17 protein-coding genes and 1 pseudogene are annotated in these 19,923 nt (G+C 66.2%); 14 read left to right on the top strand and 4 right to left on the bottom strand.

From position 1 onward, the window contains the following. The coding region (locus MKD50_RS10610) for an amino acid permease (RefSeq protein ID WP_252667113.1) at nucleotides 1-370 on the top strand (370 nt) is incomplete at its 5' end. A gap of 3 nt (nucleotides 371-373) precedes the next feature. Here MKD50_RS10610 and MKD50_RS10615 read toward each other — a convergent pair. Further along, nucleotides 374-1,784: pseudogene (locus MKD50_RS10615) on the bottom strand (aminotransferase-like domain-containing protein). A 201-nt stretch (nucleotides 1,785-1,985) separates the two neighbouring features. Between MKD50_RS10615 and MKD50_RS10620 the strand changes: the two are divergent. The 6 genes from MKD50_RS10620 to MKD50_RS10645 all read left to right on the top strand — a co-directional run bounded on the left by MKD50_RS10620 (nucleotide 1,986) and on the right by MKD50_RS10645 (nucleotide 9,065). Next, nucleotides 1,986-2,333 (top strand): DUF2917 domain-containing protein, encoded by a 348-nt coding sequence (locus tag MKD50_RS10620; protein ID WP_115705590.1) that lies wholly within the window; start codon nucleotides 1,986-1,988, stop codon nucleotides 2,331-2,333. 265 nt (nucleotides 2,334-2,598) lie between these two features. Further along, entirely contained in the window at nucleotides 2,599-5,889 is a 3,291-nt protein-coding gene (gene icmF / locus MKD50_RS10625) for a fused isobutyryl-CoA mutase/GTPase IcmF (RefSeq protein ID WP_252667114.1), read from the top strand. A 158-nt stretch (nucleotides 5,890-6,047) separates the two neighbouring features. Next, nucleotides 6,048-6,485, top strand: coding sequence for an HIT family protein (locus MKD50_RS10630; RefSeq protein WP_115679221.1), 438 nt, complete (start codon nucleotides 6,048-6,050; stop codon nucleotides 6,483-6,485). Between the two features lie 44 nt (nucleotides 6,486-6,529). Continuing rightward, a complete protein-coding gene (locus MKD50_RS10635; RefSeq protein ID WP_115705592.1) occupies nucleotides 6,530-7,384 on the top strand; it encodes a 3-hydroxybutyryl-CoA dehydrogenase in 855 nt (284 codons plus the stop codon). Nucleotides 7,385-7,589: 205 nt separating this feature from the next. Beyond that, nucleotides 7,590-8,609 (top strand): virulence RhuM family protein, encoded by a 1,020-nt coding sequence (locus MKD50_RS10640; protein ID WP_252667115.1) that lies wholly within the window; start codon nucleotides 7,590-7,592, stop codon nucleotides 8,607-8,609. Between the two features lie 168 nt (nucleotides 8,610-8,777). After that, nucleotides 8,778-9,065 (top strand): hypothetical protein, encoded by a 288-nt coding sequence (locus MKD50_RS10645; protein WP_371925328.1) that lies wholly within the window; start codon nucleotides 8,778-8,780, stop codon nucleotides 9,063-9,065. 39 nt (nucleotides 9,066-9,104) lie between these two features. Here the strand turns inward: MKD50_RS10645 and MKD50_RS10650 are convergent, their stop codons facing one another. Together MKD50_RS10650 and MKD50_RS10655 are read right to left on the bottom strand one after the other, a co-directional pair. Next, nucleotides 9,105-9,527 (bottom strand): DUF3293 domain-containing protein, encoded by a 423-nt coding sequence (locus MKD50_RS10650; protein ID WP_115705596.1) that lies wholly within the window; start codon nucleotides 9,525-9,527, stop codon nucleotides 9,105-9,107. A 13-nt stretch (nucleotides 9,528-9,540) separates the two neighbouring features. Next, nucleotides 9,541-10,209, bottom strand: a complete 669-nt coding sequence (locus tag MKD50_RS10655; RefSeq protein WP_012351564.1) for a Crp/Fnr family transcriptional regulator — start codon at nucleotides 10,207-10,209, stop codon at nucleotides 9,541-9,543. 278 nt (nucleotides 10,210-10,487) lie between these two features. Between MKD50_RS10655 and MKD50_RS10660 the strand changes: the two genes are divergently transcribed. From MKD50_RS10660 to MKD50_RS10690, 7 genes are all read left to right on the top strand, one after another. Further along, the gene (locus MKD50_RS10660) at nucleotides 10,488-12,446 is read left to right on the top strand and encodes an AMP-dependent synthetase/ligase (RefSeq protein WP_240073551.1); all 1,959 of its coding nucleotides are present in this window, start codon (nucleotides 10,488-10,490) and stop codon (nucleotides 12,444-12,446) included. 31 nt (nucleotides 12,447-12,477) lie between these two features. Next, on the top strand, nucleotides 12,478-13,440 hold the full coding sequence (locus tag MKD50_RS10665; RefSeq protein WP_115705600.1) for an ABC transporter ATP-binding protein: 963 nt from the start codon (nucleotides 12,478-12,480) through the stop codon (nucleotides 13,438-13,440). Between the two features lie 11 nt (nucleotides 13,441-13,451). Then, nucleotides 13,452-14,366, top strand: a complete 915-nt coding sequence (locus MKD50_RS10670; protein WP_240073552.1) for a branched-chain amino acid ABC transporter permease — start codon at nucleotides 13,452-13,454, stop codon at nucleotides 14,364-14,366. Nucleotides 14,367-14,467: 101 nt separating this feature from the next. Beyond that, nucleotides 14,468-15,544 carry a branched-chain amino acid ABC transporter permease gene (locus MKD50_RS10675; protein WP_252667117.1) on the top strand — a complete coding sequence of 359 codons (1,077 nt, stop codon included), beginning with the start codon at nucleotides 14,468-14,470 and terminating at the stop codon, nucleotides 15,542-15,544. Between the two features lie 93 nt (nucleotides 15,545-15,637). Beyond that, a complete protein-coding gene (locus MKD50_RS10680) occupies nucleotides 15,638-16,975 on the top strand; it encodes an ABC transporter substrate-binding protein (RefSeq protein WP_115679227.1) in 1,338 nt (445 codons plus the stop codon). A gap of 112 nt (nucleotides 16,976-17,087) precedes the next feature. Further along, complete coding sequence (locus MKD50_RS10685; RefSeq protein ID WP_018003769.1) at nucleotides 17,088-17,903, top strand: ABC transporter ATP-binding protein; 816 nt, start codon at nucleotides 17,088-17,090, stop codon at nucleotides 17,901-17,903. Nucleotides 17,904-18,076: 173 nt separating this feature from the next. After that, the gene (locus MKD50_RS10690) at nucleotides 18,077-19,327 is read left to right on the top strand and encodes a phenylacetate--CoA ligase family protein (protein ID WP_252667118.1); all 1,251 of its coding nucleotides are present in this window, start codon (nucleotides 18,077-18,079) and stop codon (nucleotides 19,325-19,327) included. A gap of 134 nt (nucleotides 19,328-19,461) precedes the next feature. On the opposite strand, the gene MKD50_RS10695 is transcribed toward MKD50_RS10690, so the two are convergent. Then, nucleotides 19,462-19,860, bottom strand: coding sequence for a YbaN family protein (locus MKD50_RS10695; protein ID WP_115705607.1), 399 nt, complete (start codon nucleotides 19,858-19,860; stop codon nucleotides 19,462-19,464). Between the last annotated feature and the right edge of the window lie 63 nt (nucleotides 19,861-19,923).

A 19,923-nucleotide genomic window follows, 5' to 3' on the forward strand; every position in this document is an offset into this window, starting at 1 on the left:
ATCGGTGCACCCGGTGCATGCCACGCCGTATTTCGCCACCTGGACCGTGGGCGTGGTGTTTGCCGCGATTGCCGCCTTCGTGCCGCTGAACGTGCTGGCGGAGCTGATCAATATCGGCACGCTGGCCGCCTTCACCCTGATCTCGGTCGCAGTGCTGGTGCTGCGCAAGACCCGGCCCGAACTGCCGCGCGCGTTCCGCTGCCCGGGCGTGCCGGTGGTGCCGCTGCTGTCGATCGGCTTCTGCCTGTTCCTGATGGCGCACCTGCAGGCGCTGACCTGGGCCGCCTTCCTGGTGTGGCTGGCGCTGGGGCTGGTGATCTACTTCGCCTATGCGCGGCGCAATGCCGTGCTGCATAACCACGGCGGCTGAACCTCAGCGCGCGCCGCGCTGCGCTGCCGCCTGCATGAACGCCACGGCGCGCGGCTCGTTGGCATAGGCGGCGTTGATGCGGATCCACGCCGAGGTCTCGCCGCCCGGGCGGAAGTAGTTGCCTGGCGCGAGCGTTACGCCGAATTGCTCGCCCAGCGCCACCAGTTCGCGCGAATCCTCGATGCCCGGCGGGCGCGCCCACAGGAAGTTGCCGCCCGAGGGCTGGCAGAACACCTCCCAGCCGTTGCCGTGCAGCTGCCGCACCGCATTGGCGACGGCCTCGCGCACGCGCAGCCGCAGCCGCTCCACGTACTTGCGGTAGCCGCCGCGCTCAAGCAGCGCCGCGGTCACCGCCTCGGCAAAGTGCGAGCCGGCCACGCTGGTCAGCACCTTCACGTCGACCAGGTCCTTGACCAGCGCCTTGTCGGCGACCAGGTAGCCGATCCGCAGCGACGCCGACACCGTCTTGGAAAACCCGCCGATGTAGATCACGTGCTCGAGCTGGTCCAGCGTGGCCAGCCGGTCGGTGAAGTGGGTCTGGAAGTCCGAGAAGATATCGTCCTCGACAAAGCGGAAGCCATGCCGGCGCGCCAGCTCCAGCAGGCGGAACGCCACCGGCGGCGCCAGGGTCGAGCCGGTCGGGTTCTGCAGCACGCTGTTGGTGAAGAACAGCTTGGGCTTGTGCTGGCGCAGCAGCGCCTCGGTCGCGTCCGGGTCGGGGCCGTCGGGCGTGTGCGGCACGCCCACCAGCTGCACCCCGTGCAGCCGCAGCAGGCCGAACAGGTTGTAGTAGCCCGGGTCTTCGACGAACACCGTGTCGCCCGGCTTGAGCAGGTGGCGCACCACCAGGTCCAGCGCCTGGCTGGCGCCGGTGGTGATCAGCACCTGCGGCAGCTCCGCCGCAATTCCAAGCTGGCGCACGCGCAGCAGCACCTGGCGGCGCAGCTCCGGATGGCCCATCGGGGTGGCGTAGTGGATCACGCTGTCGATCTCGTTGCGCGAGATCGCGCGGATCGCTTGCGTCAGCCCCTCGACGTCGCGCCCAGTTCTCGGGGACGAAGCCGCCCGCCAGCTTGAGCGTGCCGCTGGGGTGGTTGAACTGCTCCAGGATATGGTCGGACAGGTCCTCGGCCAGGCTGGGATCCGACCAGCCGCGCGCCGAGCGCCCCGCCAGCGGACTGTCCGCCACATAAAAACCCGAGCCCTGCCGCGAGTCGAGCAGCCCCTGCGACACCAGCCGGTCATAGGCCTCGATCACCGGGAAGCGGCTGATGCCGTTCTCGGCCGCCAGCTGCCGGATCGACGGCAGCCGCGCGCCGGGGCGCGCCTCGCGGTTGCCGATCCACGCCTTCACGCCTTCGACGATCTGCTCGGTCAGCGGAATTCCGGTGGAAGCATCTAAGATGAGTTTCATGGGCGGGCTGCCGGGGAGGTGCGGTGCGCAAGCAACTGTCAGGAAAAACTACTGAACAGTCCATCGAAAACTGTTCACAACTGTACATGGGATTGTAGTGAGGGATGCGAATAATGGAAGCGTGGCGGACGAAGGCGCCGGCATCCGCATCCGCGATGCTCCGGCCCCCGCGATGACCGCCGGGCTGACAAGGAGTGCAACATGCGCGAACTACGGACTTTCGAACTGGACCAACCCGGACTGCCGGTGAGCTGGCGCGCCGGTTACGGGCAGACCGTCTGCGCGGTGGCGGGCAAGCTGTGGGTGACGGTGGAAGGCGATCCCAACGATATCTGGCTGGAACCGGGCCAGGAACTGGCGCTGCCGGAGGGCTATCGGGTGTGGCTGTCCGGCGATGGTGCGGGGGCACGCTTCACGCTGGCGCAGACGCCGGCGCCGTGGTCGATGCAGCGGATGGCGGCGTGGCTGCGGGCGCTGCGGCATCGGGTCGACGAGCACAGCACCGATGCCTTCGGCGAGTGCCCGCGGATCGGGGCGCTGTGCCGGTGAGTTGGCCGGCAGTCAAAACAGGATGCGGCGCAGAGGCCACCGATAAGGTGGCCTTTTGTTTGTCCGCGGCCCGCAGACACCTACTCTATAAGGACGCCGGCACCCCGCCGTCCGGGTTCCGCCCCATTGATTTACGTTAACGTCAACGTCATACAATCGACCCGCCCCAACCCCGGGGCGCGGCCCGCGCGTTTCCAGCCAAGCCGGCACAGAGCGGCGCCGGCGGACGCCGCGGTCGCAGCCAACACCCGACACGGTGGAGACAATGACCGACCTTTCCGATGTCCATGACGTGCGCCGCGGCGCGCCCCAGCCCAAGCCGGTGCAGCCCGGCACCGGCCCGGCCAACAAGGTGCGTTTCGTCACCGCCGCATCGCTGTTCGACGGCCACGATGCCTCGATCAACATCATGCGCCGCATCCTGCAGTCGCATGGCTGCGAGGTGGTCCACCTCGGCCACAATCGCTCGGTCGAAGAGATCGTGACCGCGGCGCTGCAGGAAGACGCGCAGGGCATTGCCATCTCCAGCTACCAGGGCGGCCATGTCGAGTACTTCAAGTACATGGTCGACCTGCTGCGCGACAAGGGCGGCGAGCAGGTGCAGGTGTTCGGCGGCGGCGGCGGCGTGATCGTGCCCGACGAGATCCGCGAGCTGCAGGCCTACGGCGTGGCGCGCATCTACAGCCCCGAGGACGGCCAGCGCATGGGCCTGGCCGGCATGATTGCCGATATGGTGCAGCGCTGCGACCTGGACCTGAGCCGCTACGCGCCGACAACGCTCGATCCCGTTGCCGGCGGCGACCGCCGCGCGCTGGCACAGCTGATCACCGCGCTCGAGAACGGCAAGGCCGATGCGGCGCTGGTGGCGGCGATGCATGCGCAGGCGCAGCAGGCATCGATTCCCGTGCTCGGCATCACCGGCACCGGCGGCGCCGGCAAGTCGTCACTGACCGACGAGCTGATCCGCCGCTTCCGGCTGGACCAGCAGGACGCATTGTCGATCGCCGTGATCTCGATCGACCCGTCGCGGCGCAAGTCGGGCGGCGCGCTGCTGGGCGACCGCATCCGCATGAACGCGATCAACCACCCGAACATCTTCATGCGCTCGATGGCGACGCGCGAGGCGGGTTCCGAGATCTCGCAGGCGCTGCCCGACGCGATCGCCGCGTGCAAGGTGGCGGGCTTCGACCTGGTGATCGTCGAGACCTCCGGCATCGGCCAGGGCGATGCCGCGATCGTGCCGCACGTGGACCTGTCGCTGTACGTGATGACGCCCGAGTTCGGCGCCGCCAGCCAGCTCGAGAAGATCGACATGCTGGACTTCGCCGACTTCGTCGCCATCAACAAGTTCGACCGCAAGGGCGCGCAGGATGCCTGGCGCGACGTGGCCAAGCAGGTGCAGCGCAACCGCGAGCAATGGCACGGCAAGCCGGAAGACATGCCGGTGTATGGCACCCAGGCGTCGCGCTTCAATGACGATGGCGTCACCATGCTGTACCAGGGCCTGCGCGAGGCGCTGGCCGGACACGGACTGAAGGTGAAGGCGGGCACGCTGCCGGTCCTGGCGGGACGCATCTCCACCGGCCAGAACGTGATCGTGCCGCCCGCGCGCAGCCGCTACCTGGCCGAGCTGGCCGACACCGTGCGCGCCTACCATCGCCGCGTCGCCGAGCAGAGCCGCATCGCGCGCGAACGCCAGCAGCTGCGCGAATCCAGCCGCATGCTGCAGGCCGCGCAGGGCGATGGCGCCGCGCTGGACGCGCTGGCCGCGGAGCGCGACAGCGCGCTGGGCCAGGTCGAACGCAAGCTGCTGGCGATGTGGCCGCAGATGCGCGAAGCCTACAGCGGCGACGAATACGTGGTGAAGATCCGCGACAAGGAGATCCGCACCGGCCTGGTCACCACCACGCTGTCGGGCACCAAGGTGCGCAAGGTGGTGCTGCCGCGCTTCGATGACGACGGCGAGGTGCTGAAGTGGCTGATGCGCGAAAACGTGCCCGGCAGCTTCCCGTACACCGCTGGCGTGTTCGCCTTCAAGCGCGAGAACGAAGATCCCACGCGCATGTTTGCCGGGGAAGGCGATGCCTTCCGCACCAACCGGCGCTTCAAGCTGGTGTCCCAGGGCATGGAGGCCAAGCGCCTGTCGACCGCGTTCGACTCGGTCACGCTGTATGGCGAAGACCCGCACGTGCGCCCCGATATCTACGGCAAGGTCGGCAACTCGGGCGTGTCGATCGCCACGCTCGACGACATGAAGGTGCTGTACGACGGCTTCGACCTGACCAGCCCGAGCACCTCGGTGTCGATGACCATCAACGGCCCCGCGCCGACCATCCTGGCGATGTTCATGAACACCGCCATCGACCAGCAGCTCGACAAGTTCCGCGCCGACAACGGCCGCGACCCCACCGCCGACGAAGAGGCCAAGATCCGCGCCTGGGTGCTGCAGAACGTGCGCGGCACGGTGCAGGCCGATATCCTCAAGGAAGACCAGGGCCAGAACACCTGCATCTTCTCCACCGAGTTCTCGCTCAAGGTGATGGGCGATATCCAGGAGTACTTCGTGCACCACCAGGTGCGCAACTTCTATTCGGTGTCGATCTCGGGCTACCACATCGCCGAGGCGGGGGCGAACCCGATCTCGCAGCTGGCCTTCACGCTGTCCAACGGCTTCACCTATGTGGAGGCCTACCTGGCGCGCGGCATGCATATCGACGATTTCGCGCCCAACCTGTCGTTCTTCTTCTCCAACGGCATGGACCCCGAGTACAGCGTGCTGGGCCGCGTCGCGCGCCGCATCTGGGCCGTGACCATGCGCGACAAGTACGGCGCCAACGAGCGCAGCCAGAAGCTGAAGTACCACATCCAGACCTCGGGCCGCTCGCTGCATGCGCAGGAGATCGACTTCAACGATATCCGCACCACGCTGCAGGCGCTGATCGCGATCTACGACAACTGCAATTCGCTGCACACCAACGCCTACGACGAGGCCATCACCACGCCTACCGGCGAATCGGTGCGCCGCGCGCTGGCGATCCAGCTGATCATCAACCGCGAATGGGGCGTGGCCAAGTGCGAGAATCCCAACCAGGGCAGCTTCCTGATCGAGGAGCTGACCGACCTGGTGGAAGAGGCGGTGCTGCAGGAGTTCGAGCGCATTGCCGAGCGCGGCGGCGTGCTGGGCGCGATGGAGACCGGCTACCAGCGCGGCAAGATCCAGGAGGAATCGCTCTACTACGAGCAGCTCAAGCACGACGGCACGCTGCCGCTGATCGGCGTGAACACCTTCCGCAATCCGGACGGCGACCCGGTGCCGCAGAAGCTGGAGCTGGCACGTTCCAGCGAAGCCGAGAAGCAAAGCCAGCTCGAGCGCCTGCAGGCGTTCCAGCATGCGCACGCCGGCGAGGCCCCGGCGATGCTGCAGCGGCTGCGCCAGGCCGTGATCGACAACCAGAACGTGTTCGCGGTGCTGATGGATGCGGTGCGGGTCTGCTCGCTGGGGCAGATCACGCATGCGCTGTTCGAGGTCGGCGGACAATACCGGCGCAATATGTAGACCCCGGTCCACGCGCTGACCGGTAATCGCGCAGGGCGGCCGCGATGGAGGGCCGCCCTGCGTTACACTCGGATGCTGCGCCGCACCGTCATCGCAGGCAAGCCCGACAACCCGGCGCCTGGCGGCAACCCATTCCGAGACCACCGCAACACAAGACCATGGACACCCAGTACAGCCCGAACAATATCTTTGCCAAGATCCTGCGCGGCGAAATGCCGTGCATCAAGGTGTACGAGGACGACGACACCATCGCCTTCATGGACATCATGCCGCAGGCCGACGGCCATACGCTGGTGGTGCCCAAGGAAGCCGCGGTCAACCTGTTCGACCTGTCGGAGCGCGGTGCCCAGGCCGCCATCGTCGCCACCCAGCGCGTGGCGCGCGCGGTGCGCGCGGCCTTCAGCCCGGACGGCATCTCGATCGGCCAGTTCAACGGCGCCGCGGCGGGCCAGACCGTGCCGCACATCCATTTCCATATCGTGCCGCGCTACAACGACCAGTCGCTGCGCGGCCACGCGCGCGACATGCAGGAGCCGGAAGTGCTCCAGGGGCATGCCGAACGCATCATCGCCGCGCTGCGCGAGCAGGCGTCCTGAACCACGCATCCAAGCATTCAACCAAGCAAGCAGAGGAAGACAAGATGGCAATCAAGACTGTAGGCATCGTCGGTGCCGGCACCATGGGCAATGGCATCGCGCAGGCCTGCGCGGTCGTAGGACTGAACGTGGTGATGGTCGACATCAGCGACGCCGCCGTGCAGAAGGGCGTGGCCACGGTGTCGGGCAGCCTGGACCGGCTGATCAAGAAGGAAAAGCTGACCGAGGCGCAGAAGGCCGCCGCGCTGGCGCTGATCAAGGGCAGTACCGCCTATGACGACCTCAAGGCCGCCGACATCGTGATCGAGGCCGCGACCGAGAACTACGACCTCAAGGTCAAGATCCTCAAGCAGATCGACGGCATCGTCGGCGACAACGTCATCATCGCGTCGAACACCTCGTCGATCTCGATCACCAAGCTCGCCGCCGTGACTTCGCGCGCCGACCGCTTCATCGGCATGCACTTCTTCAACCCGGTGCCGGTGATGGCGCTGGTCGAACTGATCCGCGGCCTGCAGACCAGCGACGCCACCCATGCAGCCGTCGAGGCCCTGTCGAAGCAACTGGGCAAGTACCCGATCACGGTCAGGAACAGCCCGGGCTTCGTCGTCAACCGCATCCTGTGCCCGATGATCAACGAGGCCTTCTGCGTGCTGGGCGAAGGCCTGGCCTCGCCGGAAGAGATCGACGAGGGCATGAAACTGGGCTGCAACCATCCGATCGGTCCGCTGGCGCTGGCCGACATGATCGGCCTGGACACCATGCTGGCGGTGATGGAGGTGCTGTACACCGAGTTCGCCGATCCGAAGTACCGTCCGGCCATGCTGATGCGCGAGATGGTGGCCGCGGGGTATCTGGGGCGCAAGACGGGGCGCGGGGTGTACGTGTATAGCAAGTAAATCGGACCGGGACCGGCCCGTGCAATGGGCTGGTCTGGTCTGAGCGAGGCCGGCGGCTGGACTTGGGTCAGCGCCGGCCTTTTCGTTTGTAGTGCCCATCGACACGGTATCGGCACACTCTGCAACAAACCGGGCGATGCCTTCGGGTAGTCTATGGGGTCGTTCGCGATGACGCGATCAAGGAACTGGTAGAGGAATCCCGCCTATGCGTACTGGCGAACTCATCTTGTACACCACCGAGGACGGGGGGACGCGGATCCGGCTGCGGGCCGAAGGTGGGACGGTCTGGCTGTCGCAACTGGAGATGGCGGATCTGTTTCAAACGTCTGTTCCCAATATCAATATGCACGTCAAGAACGTGCTTGAAGAGGGCGAGCTAAGTGAGTCAGCAACTATTAAGGAATCCTTAATAGTTCGTCAGGAAGGCACCCGGCAGGTACGGCGCGCGGTCAAGCTCTACAACCTCGACATGATCCTGGCAGTAGGCTATCGGGTTCGCTCCCATCGTGGCACCCAGTTTCGCCAATGGGCCACCACCCACCTGCGCGAATTTCTGGTCAAGGGCTTCGTCATGGATGACGAACGGCTCAAGGACCCCGGCGGCTGGGATTATTTCGATGAACTGATCCAACGCATCCGGGACATCCGGGCGTCCGAAAAGCGGTTCTACCAGAAGATTCGCGATATCTATGCGACGGCCGTCGATTACGACGGCACTACCGAACAGGCCCAGCGCTTTTTCGCCAAGACCCAGAACAAGATGCTGTGGGCCATTACCGGCCACACCGCCGCGGAGCTGATTGCAGCCCGATCTGATTCGAGCCAGCCGAATATGGGGCTGACGAGCTGGAAGGGCGGCCGGGTGCGGCGGGGCGACGTGGGCGTTGCCAAGAATTATCTGCAGCAGCCGGAGGTCGACGCGCTCAACCGCATTGTGGTGATGTATCTCGACTACGCCGAAAGCATGGCCCTGCGTCGCAAGACGATGACGATGCAGGATTGGGCGGACAAGCTGGATGCGTTCCTGGCGTTCAACGAACGCGAAGTCCTGACGCATGCCGGCAAGATCTCAGCGGAAGTGGCAGAGCGCCTGGCGCTCGAGCGCTATACCGAATTCGAGACAAAACGGCGCGACGCCGAGCGCCTCGCCGCCGACGCCGAGGATGTCGCGGCGCTGGAACGAATCGAGCAGCAGCTTGACGGTACCGTGGTCAAAAAACCGTGACCATCGCCTTATTCCCAAGCATCTGTAATCCCGCTTACACCGCGTTATATCCCGAAACAATCCGCCGCATCTGGTAACAGGAATGCGCGGTAGAGTGCACCATTCCGTTTACGACAATACCGCATCATGGCTCATCCGTTTCTTTTCGCAGCGCTGCTCGCTGGCATCATGTCCATGCTCGCGGCGCGTTCGGCGATGGCGCATGTGGACGTGGGGGTGCATATCGGCACTCCGGTCTATGCCGCGCCGGCGCCGGTTTATGTGGCGCCGCCGCCTCCCGTGGTGTACGCGCCGCGCTATCACGGCTGGCATGGCGACCGTTACTGGGACGGCCGGCGCTGGTATGGGCGGCATGAGTGGCGCGGCCGGCATCACCACTACCGCCACCATGGCCATGGACACCGTGGTCATCACGGTCATCACGGTCATCACGGCCATCGCGGCCACGGGCACTGATCGACCTGACCGCGGCGCTGACAGGCCGGGTCGGCCCGGCTAGCGCAGCAGCACCAGTCGCGGGACCGCGTCGGCGCCGCTCCAGACCACGGCGTTCTGCTGGTAGGCCTGGCCGAGGGCCCGCGCTTCGGCCAGCGCCAGCCCGGGCACCAGGAAGCTTGGTTCGGCGGGCCAGCCGTTGTCGGGATGCTCGCCAGCGGCTTCGATCGCGCGCCGCCCCAGCGCGCTAAGATCCTTTGCCAACGCCTGTTGCCGGCGCGCGTTGGCCGCATCGTCGCAGCGCTGGCTGAAGGGATTGGCAGCGGTAATGAAGGCGCTGCAGCCCACCCCGAGTGCGCGGTGCAGCGCGGCCAGCGCGGCGCTGGGCTGGTCGATGCGCAAGCTCATCGGCATGTCGCCCAGCACCCGGTAGTGCGTTTCGCGATACGCCCGCAGGGTCTCGGCGTCGATGGCGCTGGCCACCTTATTTCCCACCTTACTCCCCGTACTGCCGCAGTCCGTCGAGGTCCAGCACCTCGATCACGCCGTAGTCCACCCGCACCAGGCCCTGCTGTTCCAGCACCTTCAGCGCCTGGTTGGCGCGCTGGCGCGAGATGCCGGCGAGCAGGCCGATTTCTTCCTGCGAGATCTCCAGCGTCTTGCCGATGCCCGGATACAGGTGCTCGTTGAACAGTGACGACACCGCGCGCGCCACGCGCGAATCGATGTCGAGCAGCCGTTCATATTCCACCGCCGCAATGAATTGCCCCAGCCGCTCGTTGAACTGCGTCAGCAGGAAGCGCGTGAACGGCAGGCTGGTATCCAGCAGCCACTGAAAAGTGTCGCGCGGCAGGAAGGCGATGGTCGAGCGGCGCAGCGCCATCACGTCGTACTTGCGGATCTCCGACTTCAGCACCGCGCCTTCGCCGAACCAGCCGCCGGTGGGCACGCCGGTGAAGGTGACCGACTTGCCCGACGGCGACACCGTGGTGATCTTGACGATCCCTTCGAGCACGCCCAGCCAGTGCTCGGCCTTGTCGCCCTTGTGGCAGACGTAGTCGCCCTGGCTGTATTCGTGCACGAACATGGCGCGGCGCACGCGCTCGCGCTGCTCCGGACTCAGGTCTGCTGCCCACACGCAGCGGTCGACAAAATCGTTCAGCATGGCCTGAAATGGCTCCGGTAGGGATTAACCCGGAATTGTCACCGGCGTGACAACCGGGGGTGTTGGCATGGGCTATCGTACGATCACAACGGAACCGCGGGTGCCACCAGGGGCACGCCGGGAAGGCAGAAGACGCTTCTCCCGGCCCCTCAAGACAAGGCACGACGGGCTTGATGCGATGCGGCAGATGCCGCCGGGCAAAGCAAGCCAAGTATAACGACCGGACCGGCGCTTGACACCGGGCGTGGACCCCCACGCCGGAGGGACAGGAGACAGCGATGCAGGAATCGTCGGCGACGACCTTCCCGCGATGGCTGCTGGCGCACGCCCAGCAGCGGCCGGAGCATCCGGCGTATCGCGAGAAGGATCTCGGCATCTGGCAGACATACAGCTGGGCCCAGGCGGCACAGCAGGTGAGGGCGCTGGCATGTGGTCTGGCCGCGCTCGGTTTCAAGCGTGGCATGAACCTGGCAGTGGTGGGCGACAACCGCCCGCGCCTGTACTGGGCCATGACCGCGGCGCAGGCGCTGGGCGGCGTGCCGGTGCCGCTGTACCAGGACGCCATCGCCAACGAGATGGTCTACGTACTCAACGATGCGGAGATCGAGTTCGCCATCGTCGAGGACCAGGAGCAGGTCGACAAGCTGCTCGAAGTCGAAGCGCAGCTGGCCGAATCCGGCCGCGCCGTGCGCCACGTCATCTTCGAAGACCCGCGCGGGCTGCTCGACTACGATCACCCGTCTCTGATGTCGTACGAGCGCCTGCAGGAGCTGGGGCGCGAGTTCGACCAGGCCCATCCGGGCTTCTATGACGAGGCCATCGCCGCCGGGCAGTCCGACGACACCGCGATCATCCTCTATACGTCCGGCACCACCGGCAAGCCGAAGGGCGTGTGCCATTCGCACCATGGCCTGATCGGCTCGGCACGCAACGGCTGCGCCTTCGACAAGCTCAACGCCGACGACGACGTGCTGTCCTACCTGCCGATGGCGTGGGTCGGCGACAACCTGTTCTCGTATGCGCAGGCGATGGTGGCGGGCTTTACGGTGAACTGCCCGGAATCGCGCGAGACGGTGATGACCGACCTGCGCGAGATCGGCCCCACCTACTACTTTGCGCCGCCGCGCATCTACGAAGGGCTGCTGACGCAGGTGATGATCCGCATGGATGACGCCGGGTGGCTCAAGCGCAAGCTGTTTCACTGGGCCATGGACGTGGCGAAGCGCTGCGGCACCCATATCCTTGACGGCCAGCCGGTATCCCTGGCGGACCGCGCCCGCTACGCTCTGGGCGAAGCGTTGGTCTACGGCCCGCTGCGCAATGTGCTGGGCATGAGCCGCATCCGCGTGGGCTATACCGCGGGCGAGGCGATCGGCCCGGACCTGTTCCGCTTCTATCGCTCGATCGGCGTGAACCTGAAGCAGTTCTACGGCCAGACCGAGACCTGCGCCTATGTGTGCCTGCAGCCCGACGGCAAGGTCAAGTTCGATTCCGTGGGTCCGGCCGCGCCGGGCATGGAAATCCGCATCGCCGACAACGGCGAGGTGCTGGTGCGCGGCGTGGGCCTGCTCAAGTCCTACTACAAGCGCGACGACGCCACGCGCGAGGCCATCAACGACGAGGGCTACTTCATGACCGGCGACGCCGGCGTGATCGACGCCGACGGCCACCTGAAGATCATCGACCGCGCCAAGGACGTGGGCAAGCTGGCCGATGGTTCGATGTTCGCGCCCAAGTACATCGAGAACAAGCTCAAGTTCTTCCCGTACATCAAGGAGGCGGTGGCCTTCGGCAACGGCCGCGACCAGGTCTGCGCCTTTATCAATATCGACTTCGAGGCGGTGGGCAACTGGGCCGAGCGCCGCCACCTGCCGTATGCCGGCTACGTCGACCTGGCCGCGCAGCCGGACGTGCTGGAGATGATCGGCGAATGCGTGAACCAGGTGAATGCGGACCTTGCCAACGACCCGATGCTGGCCGGCTCGCAGGTGGCGCGTTTCCTGGTGCTGCACAAGGAGCTGGACCCGGACGACGACGAGCTGACCCGCACGCGCAAGGTACGGCGCGGCTTTATCGCGGAAAAGTACGGCGTGCTGGTCGACGCGCTCTATGCGGGCAAGTCGGAGCAGTTCATCGAGACGCGCGTCAAGTTCGAAGACGGGCGCGAAGGCAGCGTGTCGGCCACGCTGAAGCTGGTGGATGCCAGGCGGCTGCCGGTAGCGGCGCGCGCGGCATAAGCGCCATAACAGCACAGGTGGAGGCAGCAACATGACACAAGTGGCCTGGCAAGGCGCCGGCAAGCGCGAATGGAGCGCGGCGGCACGCACCGATGCAAGCGGTGCCGGCGGTGGCGGTGCGATGGCGCCGGCAGGTCCGTTGCCCCCGGCGGGGCTGGCGGACGACAGCGGGGTGCATCCCGGTACGCGCCACGCGCAGCGCACCGGCGCGCAGGCGCGCACCGGCGGCGAGGTGATCCTCGACCTGCAGCACATCTCGCTGTCGTTCGGCGGGGTCAAGGCGCTGACCGATATCTCGTTCGACGTATGCGAGCACGAGGTGCGCGCCATCATCGGCCCGAACGGCGCCGGCAAGAGTTCGATGCTGAACGTGATCAACGGCGTCTATCACCCGCAGCAGGGACGCATCGTGTTCCGCGGCGAGGAGCGCAAGCAGATGCACCCGACCGCCGCGGCGCGCCAGGGCATTGCGCGCACGTTCCAGAACATCGCGCTGTTCAAGGGCATGACGGTGCTGGACAACATCATGACCGGGCGCAACACGCAGTTCCGCACCTCGTGGTTCGCGCATGCGCTGTGGTGGGGCCCGGCGCGCAACGAGGAAATGCGGCACCGGCAGAAGGTGGAGGAGGTGATCGACTTCCTGGAAATCCAGTCGATCCGCAAGACCCCCGTGGGGCGCCTGCCGTACGGCCTGCAGAAGCGCGTGGAGCTGGCGCGCGCGCTCGCGGCCGAGCCGTCGATGCTGCTGCTCGACGAACCCATGGCCGGCATGAACGTGGAAGAGAAGCAGGACATGTGCCGCTTCATCCTCGATGTGAACCGGCAGTTCGGTACCACCATCGTGCTGATCGAGCATGACATGGGCGTGGTGATGGATATCTCCGACCGCGTGGTGGTGCTGGACTATGGCAAGAAGATCGGCGACGGCACGCCGGAAGAGGTCAAGGGCAACCCTGACGTGATCAAGGCATACCTGGGCACTTCGCACTGAGGGTCTGAACCATGACGTTCTTCATTGAAATCCTGCTTGGCGGCCTGTTGTCGGGACTGATGTACTCGCTGGTGGCGCTGGGCTTCGTGCTGATCTACAAGGCTTCGGGCGTATTCAACTTTGCCCAGGGCGCGATGGTCTACTTTGCCGCGCTGGCGGTGGTGGGGCTGATGGACAAGGGCATGCCGATGTGGGCGGCGGTGATCGGCGCCTTCGTGGTAATGATCCTGGTCGGCATGAGCACCGAGCGCTTCGTGCTGCGCAAGCTGGTCAACCAGCCGCCGATCACGCTGTTCATGGCCACGATCGGGCTGTCGTTCTTCCTGGAAGGGCTGGGGCCGCTCTTGTTCGGCAATGAAGTGCGCCCGATCAACCTGGGCATCGTCGACGAGCCAATCGAAGCGATCCTGACCAACTTCAACATCGTCATCTCCAAGTTCGACCTTGCCGCCGCCGCCATCGCCGGCGTGCTGGTGGGATCGCTGGCGCTGTTCTTCCAGTACACCAAGGTCGGCCGCGCGCTGCGCGCGGTGGCGGATGACCACCAGGCCGCGCTGTCGCTGGGCATCCCGCTGCAGAACATCTGGGCCATCGTGTGGGGCGTGGCCGGCTTCGTCGCGCTGGTGGCGGGCATGCTGTGGGGCTCGCGCAATGGCGTGCAGTTCGCGCTGACGCTGACCGCGCTGAAGGCGCTGCCGGTGCTGATCCTCGGCGGCTTTACCTCTGTGCCCGGCGCCATTGTCGGCGGGCTGATCATCGGCGCGTCGGAGAAGCTGGCCGAGATCTATATCCCGCCGGTGTTCCAGTCGATGTTCGGCGGCAACTTCGGCGGCATCGAGGGATGGTTCCCGTATGTGTTCGCGCTGTTGTTCCTGCTGGTGCGGCCTGAAGGGCTGTTTGGTGAAAAACACATCGATCGCGTCTAAGCACGTCATTCCCGCGCAGGCGGGAATCCAGCGTCTTTGACGCGCACTGAAAGCCGCTGGGCTACCGCTTTCGCGGGAGCGACGCAGGCAAGGAGACAAAGATGTTTTATCGTGAAGCCGGCCAGTTCAAGACCAGCTACGTTACCGACAGCCAGATCTTCCCGATCCGCCAGGACCGCATCGGCTTTGCGGTGCTGATGGCGGTCGCCTTCGTGGCGATCCCGTTCATCGGCTCGGAATACTGGTTCTCGGCCATCCTGATCCCGTTCCTGATTTTTTCGCTGGCGGCGCTGGGGCTGAATATCCTGACCGGCTATGCCGGCCAGCTGTCGCTCGGCACCGCGGCCTTCATGGCGGTGGGTGCCTACGCGGCCTATAACTTCCAGTTGCGCATCGAAGGCATCCCGGTGCTGCTGTCGTTCCTGCTGGCCGGGCTGTCGGCGGCGCTGGTGGGGGTGGCGTTCGGGCTGCCGTCGCTGCGCATCAAGGGCTTCTACCTGGCGGTGGCGACGCTGGCGGCGCAGTTCTTCGTGGTGTGGGCGCTGACCAAGTTTCCCTGGTTCTCCAACAACAGCTCGTCGGGCGTGATCACGGCGCAGCGGCTGGACCTGTTCGGCTACGCCATCGACACGCCGGTGAAGAAGTACCTGTTCGTGCTGGCCATCGTCACGGTGCTGGCGCTGGCGGCCAAGAACATGGTGCGCTCGGCCACCGGCCGCGCCTGGATGTCGGTGCGCGACATGGACGTGGCGGCCGAGGTGATCGGCATCCCGCTGATGCGCACCAAGCTGCTGGCGTTCGCGGTCAGCTCGTTCTACTGCGGCGTGGCCGGCGCGCTGTATGCGTTCTGCTACCTGGGCTCGGTGGAGCCGGACGGCTTCTCGCTGGACCTGTCGTTCCGGGTGCTGTTCATGATCATCATCGGCGGCGTGGGCAGCATCATGGGCTCGTTCCTGGGCGCCGCCTTCATCTTGCTGCTGCCGATCTTCCTGGACAACGTGCTGCCGCCGCTGGCGTCGCTGCTGCACCTGCCCTTTACCAATGCCACCGTGTCGCACATCCAGCTGATGGTGTTCGGCGGGCTGATCATCTTCTTCCTGATCGTGGAGCCGCACGGGCTGGCCCGGCTGTGGCAGATCGCCAAGGAGAAGCTGAGGCTGTGGCCGTTCCCGCACTGACGGAGCGGGGTCTATTGTCTGAACGCAGGTCCCGAGTGAAGTACTGAAGCCTACGCATAACGAAACGCTCCACCGAGGGCGAAGGAGACTGTCATGACCAACCTGATCCGCAACGTGCAACGCGCCGCCCTGGTGGTCAGCGCCGCGGCTGCACTGCTGGCGCCGGCGGCGCCGGCACTGGCGCAAAGCAACGAGCAGTTCATCGCGCTGCCGAGCTATCGCGTGGGACCATACGGCGCCAACGGGCAGTCCTGGTATGGCGGCTTCATCGACTACCTCAACTACGTCAATTTGAAGGATGGCGGCGTCAACGGCGTCAAGCTGAGCTGGGAAGAGTGCGAGACCGAGTACAACAACGCCAAGGGCGTCGAGTGCTATGAGCGGCTGAAGTCCAAGAACGCCACCACCAAGGGCACGGCCTACCACGCCATGTCGACCGGTATTTCCTATGCGCTGGTCGACAAGACCGCGGCCGACAAGGTGCCCCTGGTGATGATGGGCTATGGCCGCACCGACGCAGTCGACGGCTCGGTGTTCCCGTACGCATTCCCGCTGGTGACCACGTACCAGATGCAGGTCTCGGCCATCGTCAAGTACCTGGCCAGCAAGAGCGGCGGCTCGCTGGCCGGCAAGAAGATCGTCTACCTGTACCACGACTCGGCCTATGGCAAGGAGCCGATCGTGGCGCTGCAGGCCGAGGCGCGGCTGGGCAAGTTCAACCTGGTGGAGATCCCGGTGGCGCACCCGGGCAACGAGCAGGGCGCGCAATGGCTGAAGATCCGCCAGGAAAATCCCGACTACGTGATCTTCTGGGGCTGGGGCGTGATGAACCAGACCGCGCTGAAGGCGGCGCAGAAGGTGGGCTTCTCGCGCGAGAAGATGATCGGCTCCTGGTGGGCGGGCTCCGAGGAAGACACGGTGCCGGCCGGCGATGCCTCCAAGGGCTACATGAGCGCGACCTGGAACGTGGCGGGCAAGAGCGTGCCGCTGATCGCCGATATCGAGAAGGTGGTCTACGGTGCCGGCAAGGGCAACATGCAGGACAAGAACAAGGTCGGTTCGGTGCTGTACAACCGCGGCGTGTCGGCGGCGGTGGTGACGGTGGAAGCGGTGCGCGTGGCGCAGGCCAAGTTCGGAAAGGGCAAGCCCATGAGCGGCGAGCAGATGCGCTGGGCCTTCGAGAACCTGAACCTGACCAACGCACGGCTGCAGCAGCTGGGTGCCACCGGCCTGCTGCCTGAAATCAAGACCAGCTGCGAGAACCACGAGGGCTCGGGCAAGGTGAAGATCCAGCAGTGGGACGGCAGCAAGTGGGTGGTGGTGTCGGACTGGATCGAGGGCAACAAGGGCCTGATCCACCCGCTGTTCAAGGCCACCGCGGCGCAGTATGCGAAGGAGAAGGGGATTACGCCGGGGTGCTCGAAGAGCTGATGGCCCTCGACTCCCGACGGTTTGCTTCCCTCTCCCGCTAGCGGGAGAGGGAGTACACCGGCAGCAAGCTGAAAGTCCAACGCAACATCGCCACACCACCACGAGCCGCACCATGAGCCTCCTGTCCGTCAACAATATCGAAGTCATCTACGATCACGTGATCCTGGTGCTCAAGGGCGTTTCGCTCGAAGTGCCGGAAGGCAAGATCGTGGCGCTGCTCGGCGCCAACGGCGCGGGCAAGACCACCACGCTCAAGGCCATCTCCAACCTGCTGCAGGCCGAGCGCGGCGATGTCACCAAGGGCTCGATCGAATACCGCGGCGACCGTGTCGACCAGCTCACGCCCAATGACCTGGTGCGCCGCGGCGTGATCCAGGTGATGGAGGGGCGCCACTGCTTCGCGCACCTGACCATCGAGGAAAACCTGCTCACCGGCGCCTACACGCGCGGCCTGTCGCGCGGCCAGACCCGCGACGAGCTGGAGAAGATCTACGAATACTTCCCGCGCCTGAAGACGCGCCGCAAGTCGCAGGCCGGCTACACCTCCGGCGGCGAGCAGCAGATGTGCGCGATCGGCCGGGCCATGATGGCCAAGCCCGCGATGATCCTGCTCGACGAGCCCTCGATGGGGCTGGCGCCGCAGATCGTCGAGGAGATCTTCGAGATCGTGCGCGGCCTGAATTCGCGCGAGAACGTCAGCTTCCTGCTGGCGGAGCAGAACACCATGGTGGCGCTGCGCTACGCCGACTACGGCTACATCCTCGAGAACGGCCGCGTGGTGATGGATGGCGACGCCGAGTCGCTGCGCACCAACGAGGACGTCAAGGAGTTCTACCTGGGCGTGGCCGCCAACGACGCCGACGGCCCTGGCCGCAAGTCGTTCCGCGACGTCAAAAGTTACCGCCGCCGCAAGCGCTGGCTGGCCTGAGAAGGACGCATAGACCGGCTGCGCGGGCCGTATCGAGCCCTGCGATGCTCGCCGTACCGGTGTACGGCTGCGCTTATCGGACTCGCTACGGCCCGCTCGCGGCGGTCTCTGCGCCCTTCTCGGAAACGCTCCACCATTAACGCAAACCTTTGCCACCCCCGGCAGCATTGACCATGCCAGAACACTTCGATCCGCTCGAAACCCGCGCGCCGGAAGTCCGCGAGCAGGCGCTCCTTGCCGCCCTGGCACGCCAGGTGGCCCATGCGCGCGACCAAGCGCCCTACTTTGCCGAACTGCTGGATGGCGTCGATCCGCGCCTGCTGACTTCGCGCGCGGCACTGGCCCAACTGCCGGTGACGCGCAAGTCCGACCTGAGCGCACGCCAGCGCGCGCTGCCGCCGCTGGGCGGGCTCAACGCGACGCCGCTGGGCAAGCTGCGCCACGTGTTCCAGTCGCCCGGCCCGATCCACGAGCCCGACGGCCACGACGCCGACTGGTGGCGCACCGCCCGCGCCATGCACGCCGCCGGCTTTCGCGCCGGCGACCTGGTCTACAACACCTTCTCCTATCACTTCACGCCGGCCGGCATGATGATGGAAAGCGGCGCCCACCGGCTGGGCTGCTGCGTGTTCCCGGCCGGCGTCGGCCAGACCGATTCGCAGGTGCAGGCGCTGGCGAGCCTGCAGCCGGCCGCCTATGCCGGCACGCCGTCGTTCCTCAAGCTGCTGCTGGAGCGCGGCGATGAACTCGGCACGCCCTGCACCAGCCTGGCCAAGGCGCTGGTCTCGGGCGAGGCGCTGCCGCCGTCGCTGCGCAACTGGTTCCGGGATCGCGGGGTGCGCGTGCAGCAGATGTACGGCACCGCCGATGTCGGCCTGATCGCGTATGAAACCGAAGGCGGCGACGGCTGGGTGGTGGACGAGGGCGTGCTGGTCGAGATCGTCGAGCCCGGCGGCTCGCGCCCCATGCCCGAAGGCGAGACCGGCGAGGTGGTGGTGACGGTGCTGGGCAACGGCGACTATCCGCTGATCCGCTTCGGCACCGGCGACCTGTCGGCGGTGGTGGCGGAGTCCTCGCGGCGTCCGAGCCCGTGCGGGCGCACCAATATCCGGCTCAAGGGCTGGCTGGGGCGCGCGGACCAGGCGACCAAGGTCAAGGGCATGTTCGTGCATCCGGGCCAGGTGGCCGACGTCTTGCGCCGCCACCCGGAAATCCGCGCCGCGCGGCTGGTGGTGACCGGCGATCCGGGCGCCGACGTGATGACGCTGCGCTGCGAGGCCACGCGAGAAGACGCCGACCTGCAGCGCGCGGTGGCGGAGTCGCTGCGCGAGGTGATGCGGCTAAGAGGCGAGGTGGCGTTCGTGGCGGCGGGGTCGTTGCCGCAGGACGGGCGGCTGATCGAGGATGCACGCAAGTACGATTGAAACCAGTGGCGGCTGACGGGCGCGACGCTGATCATGCGCCGGCCCTCTCCCCCGGCCCCTCTCCCGCTAGCGGGAGAGGGGCCGGGGGAGAGGGCCGAAGCGTCAACGAAGTCAGTCGCCACTATCGACCACAGTCAAGTCTTCCCATCCTCCGGCCGCGTCGGCAACCGGATCATCCACACGCTGACCCCCACCGCACAAGCCAGCAACGCCGCCGACACCAGCGGCCGCCCGCGCAGCACCCACGCCGTGGTCCCCATCGACAGCCACATCATCGACAGCGCCAGGCACTTCGCCTTGAACGGGATGCTCCGATGCCGCTGCCAGTCGCTGACCAGCGGCCCGAAGCGCGGATGTCCCATCAGCCATTCATGGAAGCGCGTCGAGCCGCGCGCGAAGCACGCCGCCGCCAGCAGCACGAATGGCGTGGTCGGCAGCACCGGCAGGAAGATCCCGATCACGCCCAGCAGCAGGCAGAGCCCGCCCAGCGCCACCCAGACGGCGCGCAGCACGCGCTGGCGGTGGCTCAGCACCGCTTCAGGATCGGGCGAAAGGTCAGGGCCGGAAGGGGGCAATGGTCGAACGAAGGGCCGCTA

Source organism: Cupriavidus mimosae (assembly GCF_023952485.1).
Lineage (GTDB): Bacteria > Pseudomonadota > Gammaproteobacteria > Burkholderiales > Burkholderiaceae > Cupriavidus > Cupriavidus taiwanensis_C.